The sequence below is a fragment of the Oceanobacter kriegii DSM 6294 genome (genome assembly GCF_000422845.1).
Lineage (GTDB): Bacteria > Pseudomonadota > Gammaproteobacteria > Pseudomonadales > Oceanobacteraceae > Oceanobacter > Oceanobacter kriegii.
The window spans coordinates 448,306-465,785 of record NZ_AUGV01000004.1 but is presented as its reverse complement, the minus strand read 5'-3'; the positions used below and the strand labels follow the sequence as shown (position 1 = coordinate 465,785).

At 55.5% G+C, this 17,480-nt stretch carries 19 protein-coding genes; 10 read left to right on the top strand and 9 right to left on the bottom strand.

From position 1 onward, the window contains the following. The first annotated feature begins 21 nt into the window (after positions 1–21). The 4 genes from G516_RS0104980 to G516_RS0104965 all read left to right on the top strand — a co-directional run bounded on the left by G516_RS0104980 (position 22) and on the right by G516_RS0104965 (position 2,994). Positions 22–1,824 (top strand): PHA/PHB synthase family protein, encoded by a 1,803-nt coding sequence (locus G516_RS0104980; RefSeq protein WP_051218940.1) that lies wholly within the window; start codon positions 22–24, stop codon positions 1,822–1,824. Between the two features lie 127 nt (positions 1,825–1,951). Then, entirely contained in the window at positions 1,952–2,428 is a 477-nt protein-coding gene (locus G516_RS0104975) for a hypothetical protein (RefSeq protein ID WP_245582610.1), read from the top strand. Then, a complete protein-coding gene (locus G516_RS0104970) occupies positions 2,418–2,678 on the top strand; it encodes a YheU family protein (protein WP_051218939.1) in 261 nt (86 codons plus the stop codon). The genes G516_RS0104975 and G516_RS0104970 overlap by 11 nt, the downstream gene beginning before the upstream one ends. Positions 2,679–2,727: 49 nt before the next feature. Continuing rightward, positions 2,728–2,994, top strand: a complete 267-nt coding sequence (locus G516_RS0104965) for a hypothetical protein (RefSeq protein ID WP_028292734.1) — start codon at positions 2,728–2,730, stop codon at positions 2,992–2,994. A 46-nt stretch (positions 2,995–3,040) separates the two neighbouring features. Here the strand turns inward: G516_RS0104965 and mnmC are convergent, their stop codons facing one another. The 5 genes from mnmC to G516_RS0104940 all read right to left on the bottom strand — a co-directional run bounded on the left by mnmC (position 3,041) and on the right by G516_RS0104940 (position 7,637). After that, positions 3,041–5,155, bottom strand: a complete 2,115-nt coding sequence (mnmC, locus tag G516_RS21065; RefSeq protein ID WP_051218938.1) for a bifunctional tRNA (5-methylaminomethyl-2-thiouridine)(34)-methyltransferase MnmD/FAD-dependent 5-carboxymethylaminomethyl-2-thiouridine(34) oxidoreductase MnmC — start codon at positions 5,153–5,155, stop codon at positions 3,041–3,043. 184 nt (positions 5,156–5,339) lie between these two features. Next, positions 5,340–5,909 carry a peptidylprolyl isomerase gene (locus tag G516_RS0104955; RefSeq protein ID WP_028292733.1) on the bottom strand — a complete coding sequence of 190 codons (570 nt, stop codon included), beginning with the start codon at positions 5,907–5,909 and terminating at the stop codon, positions 5,340–5,342. A gap of 73 nt (positions 5,910–5,982) precedes the next feature. Then, positions 5,983–6,711 (bottom strand): TIGR04211 family SH3 domain-containing protein, encoded by a 729-nt coding sequence (locus tag G516_RS21060; RefSeq protein WP_051218937.1) that lies wholly within the window; start codon positions 6,709–6,711, stop codon positions 5,983–5,985. A 17-nt stretch (positions 6,712–6,728) separates the two neighbouring features. Next, positions 6,729–7,028, bottom strand: coding sequence for a YciI family protein (locus tag G516_RS0104945; RefSeq protein WP_028292732.1), 300 nt, complete (start codon positions 7,026–7,028; stop codon positions 6,729–6,731). A gap of 3 nt (positions 7,029–7,031) precedes the next feature. After that, a complete protein-coding gene (locus G516_RS0104940) occupies positions 7,032–7,637 on the bottom strand; it encodes a septation protein A (protein WP_028292731.1) in 606 nt (201 codons plus the stop codon). A gap of 42 nt (positions 7,638–7,679) precedes the next feature. Between G516_RS0104940 and G516_RS0104935 the strand changes: the two genes are divergently transcribed. From G516_RS0104935 to rluB, 6 genes are all read left to right on the top strand, one after another. Further along, on the top strand, positions 7,680–8,558 hold the full coding sequence (locus G516_RS0104935; protein WP_051218936.1) for a PHP domain-containing protein: 879 nt from the start codon (positions 7,680–7,682) through the stop codon (positions 8,556–8,558). Positions 8,559–8,609: 51 nt separating this feature from the next. Then, positions 8,610–9,233: an L-threonylcarbamoyladenylate synthase gene (locus G516_RS0104930; protein WP_028292729.1), complete on the top strand. Its 624-nt coding sequence runs from the start codon at positions 8,610–8,612 to the stop codon at positions 9,231–9,233. Between the two features lie 127 nt (positions 9,234–9,360). After that, positions 9,361–10,410: a tryptophan--tRNA ligase gene (gene trpS / locus G516_RS0104925; protein ID WP_051218935.1), complete on the top strand. Its 1,050-nt coding sequence runs from the start codon at positions 9,361–9,363 to the stop codon at positions 10,408–10,410. Positions 10,411–10,459: 49 nt separating this feature from the next. After that, entirely contained in the window at positions 10,460–11,335 is an 876-nt protein-coding gene (locus tag G516_RS21055; RefSeq protein WP_051218934.1) for a segregation and condensation protein A, read from the top strand. Next, positions 11,325–12,299, top strand: a complete 975-nt coding sequence (gene scpB, locus G516_RS24275) for an SMC-Scp complex subunit ScpB (protein WP_084644865.1) — start codon at positions 11,325–11,327, stop codon at positions 12,297–12,299. The genes G516_RS21055 and scpB overlap by 11 nt, the downstream gene beginning before the upstream one ends. Next, on the top strand, positions 12,296–13,138 hold the full coding sequence (rluB, locus tag G516_RS0104910; RefSeq protein WP_028292727.1) for a 23S rRNA pseudouridine(2605) synthase RluB: 843 nt from the start codon (positions 12,296–12,298) through the stop codon (positions 13,136–13,138). The genes scpB and rluB overlap by 4 nt, the downstream gene beginning before the upstream one ends. A 90-nt stretch (positions 13,139–13,228) precedes the next feature. Here the strand turns inward: rluB and G516_RS0104905 are convergent, their stop codons facing one another. The 4 genes from G516_RS0104905 to G516_RS0104890 all read right to left on the bottom strand — a co-directional run bounded on the left by G516_RS0104905 (position 13,229) and on the right by G516_RS0104890 (position 17,478). Then, the gene (locus G516_RS0104905; protein ID WP_245582609.1) at positions 13,229–14,080 is read right to left on the bottom strand and encodes a GGDEF domain-containing protein; all 852 of its coding nucleotides are present in this window, start codon (positions 14,078–14,080) and stop codon (positions 13,229–13,231) included. Between the two features lie 432 nt (positions 14,081–14,512). After that, positions 14,513–15,268 (bottom strand): substrate-binding periplasmic protein, encoded by a 756-nt coding sequence (locus tag G516_RS0104900; RefSeq protein ID WP_084644883.1) that lies wholly within the window; start codon positions 15,266–15,268, stop codon positions 14,513–14,515. Between the two features lie 665 nt (positions 15,269–15,933). Next, the gene (locus G516_RS0104895; RefSeq protein WP_028292724.1) at positions 15,934–16,710 is read right to left on the bottom strand and encodes a YciK family oxidoreductase; all 777 of its coding nucleotides are present in this window, start codon (positions 16,708–16,710) and stop codon (positions 15,934–15,936) included. A gap of 96 nt (positions 16,711–16,806) precedes the next feature. Next, the gene (locus G516_RS0104890) at positions 16,807–17,478 is read right to left on the bottom strand and encodes an HAD family hydrolase (RefSeq protein WP_028292723.1); all 672 of its coding nucleotides are present in this window, start codon (positions 17,476–17,478) and stop codon (positions 16,807–16,809) included. Between the last annotated feature and the right edge of the window lie 2 nt (positions 17,479–17,480).

Here is a 17,480-nt window from a genome sequence, read left to right as displayed (position 1 = left end):
TTCGAAGACAGGTTGATAAGCATGACCAAGGAATCCTTTGAAGTCGCCGTCGGCGATTTTTACGAAATGACGGGCCGAGTAGCGGAGCAGTATGGCCGTTTCTGGGAAAAGAACGTGATTCAGCCTTCCTCTGCAGAAGACCCGGCCGGGTCGGTACTGTCCGATTTTTCTGCCGCCCTGCAAGAGCTGGGAACTGCCATGCTGGAAAACCCCAACAAGGTGTTGGCCGACCAGCTGGAGTTAATGCAAAAGCAGCAGGAGCTGTATCAGTACACCGTCATGCGTTATCTCGGCCAGACGCCAGACCCGGTGGTTGCCCCGGACCCGACGGATCGCCGTTTCAAGGATGATGAATGGGAAGAAAACCCGCTGTTCGACTACCTCAAACAGCTCTATTTGCTGCAAGGCAACAGCCTGATGCAGATGATCAAGGATACCGACGGACTGGATGAACATACCCGCCAGAAGGTGGAGTACTTTGTGCGCCAGTACGTGAATGCCATGTCACCGACCAATTTCCCCAGCATGAACCCGGCGGTGATTCACAAGACCATGGAAACCAACGGTGCCAACCTGGCGACCGGCATTGAGCAATTGATGAAAGACATGGAAGGCAGTGCCAAAGGCCTTCTGAACGTTGCCATGACCGATACCAATGCCTTTGAAGTGGGCAACAACATTGCCGTTACCAAAGGCAAGGTGGTGTACCAGAACGACCTGATGCAGCTGATTCAGTATGCGCCAACCACCGAAAAGGTGTTCAAACGCCCGCTGCTGATCATTCCGCCGTTCATCAACAAGTACTACATCCTCGACCTGCGTCAGGATAACTCGTTTGTTAAATGGCTGGCCGACCAGGGCCACACTGTTTTCTGTATCTCCTGGGTCAACGCAACGCCGGCCTTACGCAACAAGAACTTTGAAGACTACATGCTGGAAGGCCCGATTGCGGCGGTTGAAGCCATCCAGAAGGCGACCGGTGAAAAAGACGTTAATGCCATTGGTTACTGCGTGGGCGGCACCTTGCTGTCAGCCACTCAGGCTTACCTGAAGAAAAAGCGCAAGGCACCGATCAAAACCAACACCTTCCTGACCACACTGACCGACTTCTCGGAGCCGGGCGAAATTGGCGTCTTCATTAACGAAACGGCGATTTCTGCGCTTGAGCGCCAGATGGATGTGCTGGGCTTCTACGATGGCCGCCAGATGGCGTTCAGCTTCAACACCTTGCGTGAAAATGACCTGTTCTGGTCGTTCTTTGTGAACAACTACCTGCTGGGTGAGCGCCCGGCGGCGTTTGACTTGTTGTACTGGAACACCGACAGCACCAACTTGCCCGCAGCCATGCACAGCTACTACCTGCGCAACATGTACCTGTACAACAAGCTGATTGAGCCAAATGCGCTGGAAATGGACGGTGTGAAAATCGACCTGTCGAAAATTACCGTGCCAAGCTACTTTATTTCCTGCGCTCAGGATCACATTGCTCTGTGGCGCGGCACCTACAAGGGTGCGCAAGTACTGGGTGGTGACAAACGATTCGTACTGGGTGGTTCCGGCCACATCGCCGGTATCGTCAATCCACCGCACAAGAAAAAGTACGGTTACTGGACCAACGACAGCATGCCGCTGGAAGCGGACGACTGGTACGCTGATGCCAAGCACAACGAAGGATCGTGGTGGCTGGATTGGCAGCAATGGATTGAAAAGCAGGGTGGTATGACGTTGGTGGACGCCCGCCAGCCGGGCAGCGATGCCTTGCCACCAATCGAAGATGCGCCTGGCACCTATGCCTCTACTCGTATCGAAGAAACGCTTAAATAACAGATAGTTAGCTATCACTTAAAGAGTATGTAAAATGCCACTTGCGGGTTTCGCCAGTGGCATTTTTTATTGGTGGAACTGTGATCTCCATCGCCGCGGTTGTATTGCCGGTCGGCATGGATGGTTTATGATGGCACAACGAGTTAAGCAGGAAGTTTGTGTGAAGCAATTCGATCAGGAATCCATCGTCTACGGCGTCATCCGGCATATTCCCAACAGTGCCGAACTGGCGTCCCGTTACGAACGACGCAGCAACTGGGCAGCGATTCAGAATTTGCCTGCCGGTGTTGACGATGATTGGTCACTGCTGTGCCGGGAAATGTTCTCCATGCCCGGTGATCATGTCTTGAGTGGTACCTACCAAACCCAGATCATCCATTTTGCCGCCTCCTATCGTGCCGTTGAGTACGAGTGGGAAGCCTGGTTGCGTCAGTTTGAAAGCCTGCTGAAGTCCATGTACTGGGTGTCTGCCACCGTGCATCTGGAAACCGAACTGTCGGGCAAGCACACCTTCAACTGGCAGTCGGACCAGGGGCATATTCCATCCGATGCCGAGCTGCGTATGAATTGTGAGTGGGAAAGGGAGGCTGGCTTTGCCATCTGATCACGATCAGGCACCGGATCACGGTGTTATTGAAGTCCCCTGGCAGCAGTTAAGCGCCGATGCACTGGACGGTATTCTGGGCGAGTTTGTGCTGCGCGAAGGTACCGACTACGGCGATTACGACGTCAGTTTCGATGACAAGAAAGCACAGGTAAAAGGGCAGTTGGCCGATGGCAGTGCCCGCCTGTTATTTGACCCGATTGAAAATAGCTGCCACATTGAATTGACGCGGAACATTCCTAACCGCTAATGCGTTGCCATCCCGATCAGCCGGTAATGGTGACCTGGAGGGCACAGCCATGACGGACATACGGGTTCATCGTTTGCGCCGCCGCATTGCCGATGCGGTCGACGACATAGACACCATGAAAACAGAGCTGGCGGACATTCGTGCCGCCTGCGCTGAGCTATCAGAGGCGATGCGTGCCATTCGTGAGCGCAACCCGCTGCCAGCGAAAACCTCGCTGCATCCATCCAACCGTACCAGCCCTGACGCATCTGAGCAGAACGTCGCCGACTCTGACAGCAGAGATAAACCCGCTCGTCATTTACGGCGGGTTATCTAGGTTTAGACCGGTCGGGTCTGCTGATTCAATTTCTATGAGCCAGCGCTTAACCACCGCTGACAATATCCGACAGCTCGTCGCGGCTGACCTTGCGACGCACCATATCCCTCAACAGGAATCGAGACGGCAAAATGGCTTCCCGCACGGTTTTGCTGACGGGCAGGCTGCTGCCGGTGATTTCTGCCGCCAATACTTCTGCACACAGTGGCGCTGAGCACAAACCACGGGAACCATGCCCCAGATTCACCCATAAGCCGGTGTGCACGGGTGCCGGTTGTGGCGGGACTGTTTTGGCGTTTTTCACCATCGGCTGATAACTGTCGAAAAACGATTGGTCCATCACTACAGGCCCGGCGATGGGCAAATAATCCGGCGTGGTGCAGCGGAATCCCACCCGGCCTCCAATCAAGAGTTTGTTGCGTACCTCTGGGTCTTTCAGAGCGGCTTCCGACAACGTTTTCCAGGCTGGGCCAAAGTCGGCCAGATACCCCAGGTTGGTGCTGTGGTCGGCATCGCGCAGTTGCTGTTCGTCGTCGTTGAGGTTGTAGGTTGCGCCCAGTACCAGTCTTTGGTTGTGGGGCGGGGCCATATAGCTGCGGCCACACAAAACAGTATTCAAAGCCGGGGTGTGTTCGGCACTCAGATAGCTTAACTGGCCTCGAATCGACTTGGTTGGCAGGTGATTGTTGGGCAACAGCGAGCGGGTTGAATTGGCCGTAGCCACCACGACGTGGTCTGCGTTCAAGGTCCGACCGTCGTTCAGCTGCACTTGCCACTGTGATTCCTCGCGCACTATTTGGCTGACGGTGGCGGTCTGGAAGTGGATATTCGGGTGTTGAACCAGTGCCTTGCAAAACGCCGCTGGACTGGCCCAACCCGCCTGTTCAAAGAACAGGCCGCCCGCTGCCATTTCGCAATCCGCCTGCGCACTGGCTTGCTGCTGGGTCAGAGGCTTGATCAGTGAATCCGGGTAGCTGACCTTGTTCAGAAAGTTGCACTGGCGACTGGCTTCTTTCTCGGACCAACCCAGCTGCAATACGCCACAAGGCCGCCATTCGTCTGAGCTCAGCAAACGTGACATCCACTTCAGACTGGTCTGATAGGCGGCCAGATAGAAATCGGTATGGGTGGCCTGGTCGTTCGCCGCCAGCTTGATGTAAACGCCGCCCTGTGGGTTGCCAGACGCGCCTTCGGCAATGCCGTCCTTATCCAGTAACTGGACCTGCAAGCCGCGCTCAGCCAGTGCTCTTGCGGTGGTACAGCCTGCCAATCCTGCGCCAATCACAATGGCAGTTTGGCTGTGGGTGTTTGCCGCTGATGTTGAACGTTGCCAATGCAGCCATGGCGTTTTGCTGAAGTGGGCAGGGCGCTCTGGCCCTGTGGTGCGGTGATAGTAAGCGCTTAGCATCTCGCGTTTACGGCCGTAGCCGGGCACCTTGCTGACCTTGAAGCCAGCGCCCTTGAGTCCTCGGCGAACAATCCCCGCAGCGGTGAAAGTCGCCAGAGTCGTCTGGTGTGTTTCAGTGTGTTCGTCCTGATCCAAAAAGCCCTGACCGTGATTGGACAGCCGGCGGATGTGATCGAACAGCGGCTGCTGCCACATGTCCGGGTTGCGGGACGGTGCAAAGCCGTCCAGAAACCAGGCATGAACCGGCCCATGCAGTTGCGGCAAGGCATCGTGAACATCCGCCAGAACAAGGGTCAGTTGTACTCGCTCTTCCGGCCAGCAAAGACTATGAAAGCCTGCGGTAGGCTGTGGGTATTGTTGCAGCAGTTTGTCATACAGATCGGCCAGCTCGGGCCACAGGGCAGCCGCTTGTTGTAGCTGCGTCAGTGACATCGGGAATTTCTCGATGCTGGTGAAGTGCAACCAGCAATCCGGATGTGCGTTTTGGCGGAAGGACTGCCAGGCCATCAGGAAATTCAGGCCCGTGCCAAAGCCGGTTTCGGTGATGCAAAACGGCCCTTGCCACTGCTGCCAACGCTGCGGCAAACCGTTGTTGTGCAGGAATACGTAGCGGCTTTCTTCCAGCCCGTTTTCGACCGAAAAGTACGGGTCATCGAAGTCATTCGCGACTGGCTGGCCGTCGTCCCGCCAGGTCAGATCCGGGTGCTCAAGCAGCGTGGTTTGCCCGCTAGAGGTTGTTGGGGCTTGAGGCATCGGGGTTTGAGACGTCGGAGTTTGGGACGTCGGGTTTGACGGAGTAGATAGAGAGGATGGGGTGTCGCTGCTGTCTTGCATACTGTCTAGCATCAGAGGCCGAGGAATGACCGCTGATGCTAGCACAAAGGCCGAAGTGTCGCAGGGCCAGGCTGTCGCAGGGTCAGAGCCCCGTCACGAAGTATTACGTTGGCTGATGCAGTACTTCGACTTTTTCCAGAATCACAGGCTTGCGCGGCACATCACGGGCTGCGGTGTCGACCTTGCCGATGGCATCGACCACGTCCATGCCGCTGGTCACCTTGCCAAAGACGGCGTAACCAAAGTCACGGACACCGTGGTTCAAAAAGCGGTTGTTTTTCAGGTTGATGAAGAACTGCGAAGTGGCGCTGTCTTTAGCCGCGGTGCGTGCCATGGCAATGGTGCCGCGTTCGTTGCCGAGGCCGTTGTCGGCTTCGTTTTTGATCGCTGGCAGGGTGGCTTTTTTCTGCATGTCGAGGTTGTAGCCGCCGCCCTGAATCATGAAGTTGTCAATCACCCGGTGAAACAGGGTGTTGTTGTAATGCTCGCCTTCAATGTAGGTGAGGAAGTTGGCGACCGTTACCGGGGCTTGGTCCGGGTACAGCGTCAGCTCGATATTGCCCATGTTGGTTACCAGGCGAACCTGCACGGTGGATTCTGCCTGAGCCGTCAGTGGCAAGCTGGCAATGCAAGCGAGGGCGAAAAAGAACTTTAAAAGGGATCGTCTGAACATAAAAACTCCGTTTTGTTATTAAAAAGGCGCAGTCTGTGTTGGCAGACTGCGCCTTGGTCGAACCGGGAAGCTATCAGGCCCAGTTGGAGGTTTTCTTGCGGAACAGTGACGGCACAATCAGGCCGAAGAATCCGCCCAGTACCACCAGACCGCCACCGTACAGCAGGTAGTTGAAATCGCGGTCAGCTTCCAGCTGGGCGTTTTCAGCGTTGGCGGCTTCCAGTTGGATTTCCAATTCCTGAGTGCGGGTAGACAAGCGGTGTACCTTGTCATTCAGCGCCATGGCGTTGGATGAAATCTCGCGGATGTTTTCCAGCTCTGTGGTGGCCTCGGTGGCTGTGCGACGCAGCTCTTCGCGTTCGCTGCGCAGCTGGGTCAGCTCCTGCTGCATTTCAACAATCTGGCTGCCAGAGCTGCCCATTTCGGCTTTCAGACGGTCCAGTTCCTGTTGCACCAGAATCAGCTTTTCCTTGGCGGTAATCTGATCCAGCAAATAGCGGGTCAACACCCAGCCTTCACGGCCTTTGGAAGTCCGCACCAGAGAATAGCCGTTGTCGTTGTTCTGGCCCAGCAGCACCAGGTGCTCGCCGGTTTTAAGGGCTTGCAGAATGCGGTACTGGGAACCCGGGCCGGTGCGTAGCTGCAGCCACAGCTCGTCGGTGACGTAGCGTTTTTCACCGGTGGTCACGGCAACATAGTTAGGGTCATCAATGCCAGCCATTGGCTCGCTTTCTTCCGCGTTAACGGCGCCAGCAGCGACCAGCAAAGACAGGCAGATGCCTGCATAGCGTAAAAACTTCACCTGAAACTCCTTATGACTCAGGGCAGGACTTTTTTGTATGGCTTGACGATGACTTGTTGGTAAACACCGGCATCTACATACGGGTCGGCGTCAGCCCAGGCCTGGGCGTCTTCCAGTGAGGCGAATTCGGCAATCACCAGGCTTCCGGTGAAACCGGCGCTGCCCGGATCTTCGCTGTCGATGGCCGGGTGAGGACCGGCAACCAGCAAACGACCTTCGTCGGCCAGGGTTTGCAGGCGCTTGAGGTGGGCCGGGCGAGCCGACAGGCGTTTCTCAAGGCTGTTTTCAATGTCCTGGCTGATAATGGCGTACCACATGGTTCAAGGCTCCTCGTGATTCATGTAACGGTAAAGAAAGACGGATTGGGCAAGGATAAAGACAATGGTTAATCCCAGCAGTCCAAACAACTTGAAGTCTACCCAGATTTCTTCGGAAAAATGGTAGGCAACGAACAAATTGGCAATGCCACTGAAAATAAAGAAGGCGACCCAGGCAAAATTCAGTTTGACCCATACCCCGGCTGGCAGTTGCAGGTTCTGGCCCATCATTTTTTCCAGCAAGGTGGTGCGGGTAAACAGCCAGAACCCCAGGAAGCCCGCAGCGAACAGCCAGTTCACCACCGTCGGTTTCCATTGAATAAAGGTCTTGTCCTGCAAAATCACCGTGGCACCGCCCATCAGTACCACCAGTACCAGGGTAATCAGGTGCATGTTCTCGATTTTGCCAGTGGTCAGGCGGGTATACAGAATCTGCAGGGCGGTGGCCGGAATCAGCACGGCCGTGGCCAGTACAATAGGCTGCATTTGTTGCAGCGCGGCGGCGTTATCGGCACTCAGCATCGGGCCAAGGGCCGCTACCAGTTCCGGGTTGAACTTGTAGGCCAGGAAAAAGGCCACGATGGGGAGGAAATCCAGCAATAACTTCATTATTCGCTTCAACTTCAGTCAGCATTTACAATGGAGCCGATTATGGCCGAAGCCGATGAGAGCGTCCACGTGAGTTCCGAGATCGATTTGCATTGTCACACCACCGCCTCTGATGGCCACTTTGACCCGGAGCAGTTGGTGGAGCGCGCCCATGAGCGCGGCATCAAGACCCTGGCGATTACCGACCACGACTCGGTCGAAGGGTTCCGTCGTGGCCGCCAGCGGGCGGCAGAATTGGGCGTGCAGTTAATTCCCGGCATTGAGCTGTCGACGGTGTGGAGCGGTATTTCCATTCACATTGTCGGGCTCGGATTTGATCCGGAGTCACCGGTCATGCAGCAGGCCGAGCAGCAACAACGTCAGGCCCGGGCCTCCCGCGCCGAGCTGATTGCCCAGCGGGTTGGCAAGAAGTTACGGACCGACATTGCCGTCGCCGACATCGTGTCGCACTCCGGTGTTGAACAGGATCAGCTGGGCCGTCCACACTTTGCCCGCTGGATGATTGAACAAGGGCTGGTGCCGAATATGCAGGTGGCCTTCAACAAGTATCTTGGAGCCGGCAAGATTGGCGACGTCAAAACCGGCTGGGCCAGTATGACGGAAGCCGTTGAATGGATTCGGGCCGCTGGCGGTACGCCAGTGATGGCTCATGCGCATTTGTACAAGATGACCCGCACCAAATTACGCGCCTGTGTGAAAGACTTTATTGCAGCAGGTGGTCAGGGGCTGGAAGTGGCTTATGGTATGATGGACAGCAACCAGCAAGGCCAAATGGCAGCACTCGCCAGAGAGTTCAACCTGCTCGGTTCGTGCGGTAGCGACTACCATGGGCCCAACCGTTTCGGGCTTGAACTGGGTGTGATGCCCGCCTTTCCCAAACTGATTACACCTGTATGGCAGCAGTGGTCTGACGCTGCCTGATTGTGCCGTTCCTGCGTCTTGCCAGACCATTATTATTTTCAAGGAGCTCCTGTGAGCCAATTTTTCCAGATTCATCCGGACAATCCCCAGGCGCGACTGGTAAAACAAGCCGCTGATTTACTGCGCAACGGCGCAGTTGCGGTGATCCCGACCGATTGCTCTTACGCACTGGCCTGTCGTATTGGTGATAAAAAAGCCACTGAAACCATTCAGCGCATTCGCCAGCTCGACCAAAAACACAACTTCACCCTGTTGTGCCGCGACTTCTCGGAACTGTCGACCTTTGCCAAAGTAGAAAACAGCTTCTTCCGGGTTCTGAAAGCTCATACCCCTGGCGCGTTCACCTTTATTCTGCCGGCCACACGTGAAGTACCACGGCTGCTGATGCATCCGAAGAAACGCACCATCGGGATTCGTGTGCCAGACAACGCCATTGCCATGGCGCTGCTGGAAGAAATGGGGGAGCCGCTGATGACCAGCTCGTTGATCATGCCGGGCGATGAATTGCCACTGTCTGACCCTTACGATATTCGCCAGACACTGGAGCACCAGCTGGATCTGGTGATCGATGGCGGTTACTGCGGCTTTGAGGCCACCACCGTGATCGACATGACCGAAGAAGCCCCACAATTGATCCGTCAGGGTGTTGGCGACGCATCGGATATCGTTAGTTAATTCTGCACAATTGTTCGTTGGCAGCGGCGTGGCTTAACGCAGTTGCCAACGAATGTCCTGTCAGGCTGTCAGCGCCAGTCAAAACCGGTATCATGCTCGTTTTGCCGATTTCCAGTCTGGACACCATATGACACAAGAACACGCTTCCAAGGAATCCAAAGCGCCAAAACGCGTATTGACCGGTATTACCACCTCCGGCACTCCGCACCTGGGTAACTACGTGGGTGCTATTCGCCCGGCGATTCAGGCTAATCAGGAAGCCAACAACGAATCCTTCTTCTTCCTGGCCGACTACCACGCCCTGATCAAGTGTCAGGACCCGGCGGCAGTCGCCCAATCGACCAAGGAAATTGCCGCGACCTGGCTGGCTTTGGGCTTGGATACCAGCAAGGCCGTGTTCTATCGTCAGTCCGATATTCCCCAAATTACCGAACTGAGCTGGATGCTGAACTGCGTTTGCGCCAAGGGTCTGATGAACCGTGCTCACGCTTACAAAGCGTCGGTGGATGCCAATTTGGCGGAAGGCGAAGATGCCGACAAGGCCATTACCATGGGTCTGTTCAGCTACCCGGTGCTGATGGCTGCCGATATTCTGATGTTCAGCGCTACCCACGTACCAGTGGGCAAGGACCAGATTCAACACGTTGAAATGGCTCGTGACATGGGCCAGCGTTTTAACCATCTGTACGCCAGCAAAAAGCAGCCGATCATGACGCTGCCAGACTACGTGGTCGACGACAACGTCGCCGTATTGCAGGGTCTGGACGGTCGTAAGATGAGCAAGAGCTACGGCAACACCATTCCGCTGTTCCTCGGCGAAAAGCAGCTCAAGAAGCACATCAACAAGATCAAAACCAACCTGCTGGAGCCGGGTGAGGCAAAAGACCCGGATACCTCTGCGGTATTCCAGATCTGGAAAGCGTTCGCTTCCGAGCAGCAGGCCGCGGATATGCGTCAGGCCTTTGCCGATGGTATTGCCTGGGGCGAAGCCAAGAAGCAACTGTTTGAACTGGTGAACGGCGAGTTGGCCGAAGCCCGCGAGCGCTACAACGACCTGATGGACAAGCCACAGGAAGTGGAAGAGCAGCTGCAAGCCGGTGCTGAACGCGCCCGCGCAGTGGCTAAGCCGATGATTGAACGCGTGCGTGAAGCCGTTGGCATTCGTGGTCTGGTGTAAGCGTGCAGCAGCTTAAGCTCACCTCTGTGTCTGTGACGCTGATTCCGGCATGACGGAAGCGGCCGAGACCGACACCGAGCGCGAACCGCTGGCCCCGCAGGGGGAAATGCCGTTCGCGCTGGTTCAGGGGCAGCCGATGACTCAGCTGCCACTGGACCTGTACATTCCGCCCGATGCACTGGAAGTGATTCTGGAGCAGTTCGAAGGGCCTCTGGATCTGCTGCTGTATCTGATTCGCAAGCAGAACCTCGATATTCTTGACGTTAACGTCTCTGAAATTGTCGATCAGTACATCCAGTACATCGATATGATGCAGGCATTGCAGCTGGAACTGGCCGGAGAATATCTGGTGATGGCCGCGATGCTGGCAGAGATCAAAAGCCGGGTACTGTTGCCGCGCAACAAGGAAGCCAGCGAAGACGAGGAAGAAGATCCGCGTGCAGAGTTGATTCGTCGCTTGCAGGAATACGAGCGCTTTAAAACCGCCGCAGAAGATCTCGACAGCTTGCCACGAATGGAACGTGATACCTTGCAAACCCGCTTGCAGGTTGAAAACCGGGTCGTTAATCGGGTCCATCCTGACGTGGATATGCGCGAACTCATGCTGGCCTATGCCTCAATTCTGCGACGTGCTGAGCGCAGTGAGCATCACGAAATCCAGCGCGAACAGCTGTCCACCCGTGAGCGTATGTCGCAAGTGCTGGAACGCATGCGAGGCTCTGAATTCGTGGCATTCACCACCTTGTTCGAGCCAGAAGAGGGCAAGCTGGGTGTGGTGGTCACGTTTTTGGCGGTGCTGGAGCTGGTGAAAGAAAAACTGATTGAACTGGTTCAGCAACAGCTGTTTGGGCCAATTCATGTACGAATGAAATCTGCACCGCTGGCGGCGCAAGGAGACGAGGAGGTGCTCTACCATGACGACTGATCATTCCGACGCCTCGTCCTCCGGTCGTCAGCGCGGTTGTGAATTGACCACCCGTGAGCTTGCCGGTGTGCTCGAAGCTGCCATGTTGGCACACGGTGCCACCCTGTCGCTGGACCGGATGGCGTCGTTGTTTGACGAAGACCGACGGCCGCTCAACAGCGAACTGCGAGCAGCGCTCGAAGAGTTGGCAGTGCAGCTGGAAGGCCGTGGTGTGGAATTAAAAAAAGTGGCCAGCGGCTACCGTTTGCAAGTGCGCGAGCACACCATGCCGTGGGTCAGTCGCTTGTGGGAGGAGCGCCCACCGCGGTATTCCCGTGCGTTACTGGAGACTCTGGTGCTGATCGCCTATCGTCAACCGGTAACCCGTGGCGATATTGAAGACGTCCGCGGGGTGGTGGTCAGCAGTAATATCATCAAAACCCTGTTGGAGCGGGAATGGGTCAAGGTGGTTGGCCATCGTGATGTACCGGGTCGTCCGGCGCTTTACGCCACCACCAATGAGTTTCTGGATTATTTTGGCCTCAGCGGGCTGGATCAGCTGCCGAGTCTGATGGAAATTCGTGACCTCGACGACGCCAATCGACGGCTTGAACTCGGCGATGAAGCCGAGGCCAAGCGGCCACCGTCAGAAAGCTACGACTTTGTCAGTGACGAGGATGTCGCACAGCGCGGCGCCGACGTGCTGGACGCTACGGCGGAAGATCTGGCCGAGGCAGAACAACTGGTTGCCCGGGTTGAACACAACCTGTTTGGTGACAAGGACGAAGGCGCAGAGGGCGAAGCCTCTGCTGCCAGCAAGGGATGCACACCTCTGCGCCAGGGCTCGACATCCGCTGGCCAGAAAAATATGGGTGATCTGCTGAGCCGATTCGAATCGCAAGATCGACAAACGGCTCAACCAACACATCAGGCAGACGCTGAAGTAACCGACAGCGCTGCCAAACAGCAAGATAGCGAAGAATGAAAGAACGAGTTCAGAAAATACTGGCGGTGACTGCAGTCGCGCCTTCCCGCCGTGAGGCGGAACGTTGGATCGCCGAAGGTCGGGTTACTGTTAACGGTGAAAAAGCCGTGCTGGGTGACCGGGCTGATCGACATGACGAAATCCGCGTCGATGGCCGCGTTGTCAAAATGGACGACGTTGGTCGTGTTTGCCGGGTGCTGGCGTACAACAAGCCAGTGGGCGAAGTGTGTTCACGGGTTGACCCTGAAGGTCGACCAACCGTGTTTGACCACCTGCCAAAAACCAAGGGCGAGCGCTGGATTAACGTTGGTCGACTGGATATCAACACCAGTGGTCTGTTGCTGTTCACCACTGACGGTGAGCTGGCCAACAAGCTGATGCACCCGTCGACAGGCGTTGACCGTGAATACGCGGTTCGCGTTCGTGGCGACGTCGACGAGCCAATGATTGAGCGCCTGAAAGAAGGCGTGTTGCTGGAAGACGGCATGGCGCGTTTTACCGACGTTAAGTTCTTCGACGGTGAAGGTGCCAACAAGTGGTACCACTGTGTGGTTATGGAAGGTCGTAACCGCGAAGTACGTCGTCTGTGGGAAAGCCAGGAAGTTGAAGTGAGCCGCCTGAAGCGGGTTCGCTATGGCTGTATTTTCCTGCCGTCCAGCATTCCGGTTGGTACCTGGGTAGAACTGGGCCAGCGTGAAGTAAACGACCTGCGTGATATGGTCGATATGGAACGCAAGAAAATCCGTCGCCTGATCGGCAAGGAAAAAGTACGGTTCCAGCGTGAGCAAAAGCGCCAGAAAGTACGTCAGCACGCAAACACCAAGCCGCGTTCCAAATAACGCACATCCTATGAGCGTCAGCACTGGCGACATGAATAAAAAAACCGGGAATTTCCCGGTTTTTTTATGGCCGTTTATCGGTATCAATCGTTAGCGCACGGCCGTCTCGGCCTGATCCAGCTCCTGATCGCCAATCACCTGGTTGCGGCCAGCCCCTTTGGCGGTATAAAGCGCCAGATCAGCCCGATTGATCAGGCTGGCCCGGGAGTCGCTGGGTTGCAGGCTGGCAACGCCAACACTGGCTGTTACCTTGACCCGCTCAGCCGTTTCCATAACCTGTACCTGAATGGCGCTTATCGAGCGACGAATGCGCTCCGCCACCATCATGGCGTCGTCGTGAGCGGCATTGGTCAGCAAGACCAGAAATTCTTCACCGCCATAGCGGAAGCAGAGGTCGGTCTGGCGGATACATTTCATAATTTCGTCAACGGCTTGCTTCAGCACGGCGTCGCCCATGCTGTGGCCATAGCTGTCGTTTATTCTCTTGAAGTGGTCCAGGTCAATCATCAGCAGTGAAACGTCCTGATCGTGACGATGGCAAAGCTCCACTTCGCGGTCCATGGTGCGATCCAGAGCGACCCGGTTGCCAACTCCAGTGAGTGGGTCCCGGAATGACGCATCGAGGGCTTCCCGATAACGCAAGGCATTGCGCAGTGGGTACAGCAGTGTGCTCAACAAACCTTCGATGTTGGCCAGCTCGTACTCGCGAAAACGACTGGAGCGAAAGAACACCAGTTCGCCGATGCCTTCGCCATGGGTCTTGAGGTCGTAGCTGACGCTGTGGGCACAGGTCTTGCCCTGGGAGACCACGGTGTTGAGCTTGCGGCAGCGATAGCTGATGCCGTCGACCAGAACCGTGTCTTGTATGTCTTTGAAGAATATTTCAATCAGTTGAGGCAGCTCCAGGGTGGTCTGAAGCTTGCCGGTCAACCGAAAGAGCACATCTGGGCGAATATCCGGCTTGAGCGCAATCTCACCGAATGTCGCGATATTCTTATCGTCTCTTAATTCTGCCTGGCCGATGCTTTGAAATGGAGTCACCCTGCCACCTCTTTACCGTTTTGAAATACGTTCCAGAGATTAGCGATTTCCATGCCAATACCGATTATCAGGAATTAGTTCTTTAAAATCAGTAGCTTGACGATGATTTACATTGGCGAAGGGCAAGTTTTGTCGCTCTGGCGGCAATGGTTGCCGGTATGGCCTTGCGGATTTCTGGCGCTTTGGTGGTGGGAAATCGTTGGAAAGCTGACGTTTTGACGTCGCGGCATGTGTCGATGTTAAGGCGTCATTTTCAGTGTTCAATAAAACAACAGCCCGCGCTGCAAGACAGGGCGGGCTGTGTTTATCTGGCAGTGGATCGCAGCGAAGGCATTACATGCCGTAGGCTTGTTCCAGAGCCTGCAGTTCACCAGAGCTGCGCATGGCGTCCAGCGTGGCCTGCAGCTTGTTGACAATGCTTGGGTCTGTTTCCGGGTTAATGGCCAGGTAGACCGGGTTAACGCTGTACACCAGTACGTTCTTGATGGCACCCATGTCGGTCAGGTCAGCCGCCAGGTAAGGACCGGCCAGAGCGTCAGAGATCCACAGGTCGATGGTACCCAGTTGCAGGCGCTTGGGGTTTTCGGTATCGCTTGGGGCGACGTTAACGTTAAAGCCGCGCTTGATCAGGTGATCGGCGTAGTAGTCGCCCTTGTAGCCACCAATGCGGTAACGACGGGCATCTTCCAGACTTTTCAGTTCGATGGTGCTGCCCGGGCGGGCAAACAGAGCGCCGCGCATTTCAGTCACAGGGCCAACCCACTGGTACATAGGTTCGCGTTCTGCAGTACGGACGGCACAGAACAGGCCGTGATCCTTGCGGCGTTGAACACGTTGCTGGCCATAGGACCAGTTACGCAAACGCATTTGATAGTCGATACCTGCTTTTTTGAACAGGGCTTTCATAATGCTTGGGCACAGGCCGTCAATTTCATCGCCGCTGTGTGCGAATGGCTGGCCTGTCGTGGTCATGCTGTAAGGCGGGTACTGTTCCGTGAACAGGCTGAGAGAAGTGTCTGCTGTTGAAGTTTGAACATTTACTGACAGGGCTACGGTGGCAATAGCCAGCAACCGGGAAAGTTTGATCATCTTGCCGTTCTCGTTGTTCTGGTTTTTTTGTGATGCTTCCAAATGCAGAGCTGCTCTCCCTGCGTGTCAGGGACCCTCTGAATAACCCGGTATGAGTGCAGAGCTATTCAGAGACTTCCTGACCATTACTTTACGTAATTTTTGTAGGTTTATTGTTAATAAATGAGCAGATTGTCGAGAATAGTCACATATGCAACATGAAAAATCTCGTTTTTGCGACTTAAACACCTGATTTATTAAGAGAATTCTTTAATAAATACTTTCTCGATGAACTATTTCCGAGAGTTCATTATTCGGTAAATCCTGTTGTTTGCCTGCTAATAAACGTTTCATTGTGGGTCTGAGGTAGCAAATCCAAACCGAAAACTCACTCGTAAGTATGACAAGAGAAATTGAGCGATTTTTATGGCTCATATATGGATTGTCGGCTCTGTTCTTTGAGTTATAAGTCGAGTTGTGGTTCTTACCATATCCCAGCGCACGAAATGCCAAAAAAATACGGATGTGGTTGGCTCGAAATGACCGCTGTCGGCGGGCTTCTGCAGCACGTTATGGTTTGTTGCTTATCTGTGGCTGTTTATGTTTATACATCGAGGGTAGGGGGCGAGTAGAACTTCGTACGGCAGAAACCCCGAAGTGCACTTCGGGATTTCTGCCAGGTGGTGTCAGGCGGGTACAACAAACGCCTGTTCGCCCTGGGCGTTGAGGCTTTGGCCATTGATGGCCTTGGAAGCCGGGCTCATCAGGTACAAATACAGCGGCATGATGTCGGCGGCTTCGGTGACGTCGGCCGGGTTTTCCAGCGGGTAGGCAGCGGCGCGCATTCCTGTGCGCGTTGCTCCCGGGTTAATGCAGTTCACCCGAATCTCGCTGGTGTTTTCCAATTCCTGATGCAGCACCTGCATCAGTCCCTCGGTGGCAAATTTGGAGACCGAATAAGCGCCCCAATAGGCTCGACCTTCGCGGCCTACGCTGCTGGTGGTGAAAATCACCGAGGCATCGGCGTTGGTTTCGCGCAGTAACGGCAGCAGTTGTTTGACCAGCATAAACTGGCCGTTGACGTTAATTTGCATCACCTTTTGCCAGGTATCGGCGTGGTAATTATCCAGCGGGGTGCGTTGTCCCAGTACCCCCGCGTTTAGCAGCACACCGTCGAGCTTGCCAAAGTGTTGGCCAATCAGTTGCGCCAACTGCACATAGGGGTCTTCCTCGCGGGTTTCCAAATCAAATGGCAGAACGGCTGCCTGAGGTAGGCTTTCTGCTTCAATCAGGTCGTAGGTGTCATTCAGGGCTTCCTGGGTGCGTCCCAGCAGCAAGACAGTCGCGCCAGCGCGGGCGTAGGTCAGGGCGGCTTCACGGCCAATGCCGTAACCGGCGCCAGTGACCAGAATGGTGCGGCCTTCCAGAGGGCGTTTGCTGTGTTCGGTTGCGTGATTGGTCATGGTGTTTTCTGATTATTGGGGTTGGGTCAGTCGCACCGTGGCAGGAGGATGCGACTGAATTGAGCGTGGCGTTGTCCGGGCTGTTTTGGCAAGCCGTCAGGGTTGCTTGGCAGCCAGCAGGTCCAGTAACTGATATGGATTATCTATGCTGGCATCTGCGCCCCATTGCGCTGGGTCATCATCGTCTTCAATATAGCCAAACAAGGCGGCAATGCTGTACATGCCCGCGGCCTTGCCTGCTTCAATATCGCGAATGTGATCACCGACGTACCAGCAGTCGCCCGCATCGACGTTCAGTTCAGCGGCGCACTTGAACAGGCCTTCCGGATGCGGCTTGGCTTGCGCCAGATCGTCCGCACAAATCAGGCTGGCGGTTTCGATGTTGAGCTTTTGCAACAAGGGCTCGGCAAACCGCCGTGGCTTGTTGGTGACGATGGCCCATTGAATGCCGAGGCTGCCAAGGTCGTCCAACACCTGCTCAAATCCTTCAAAGTAGGCGCTGCCGGTGGCCAGATGGTCGCCGTAGCGGTCGAGCAGACGATTACGGTAATCCATGAACTGCGGGTGGTCGCGTTCGACTTCCCAGGTCAGTTCGGTGAGTGCCGCGCCGCCATTGCTGACCTGCTTGCGAATCACATCGTTGGCAAGTACGGGCTTGCCGAGTTCTTCGCGCATGCTGTTCACCACGCCGAAGAAATCCGGCGCGGTGTCTACCAGGGTGCCATCAAGGTCAAACAGGATGGCGCTGGGGCGGCGAGGCGTGGTCATGG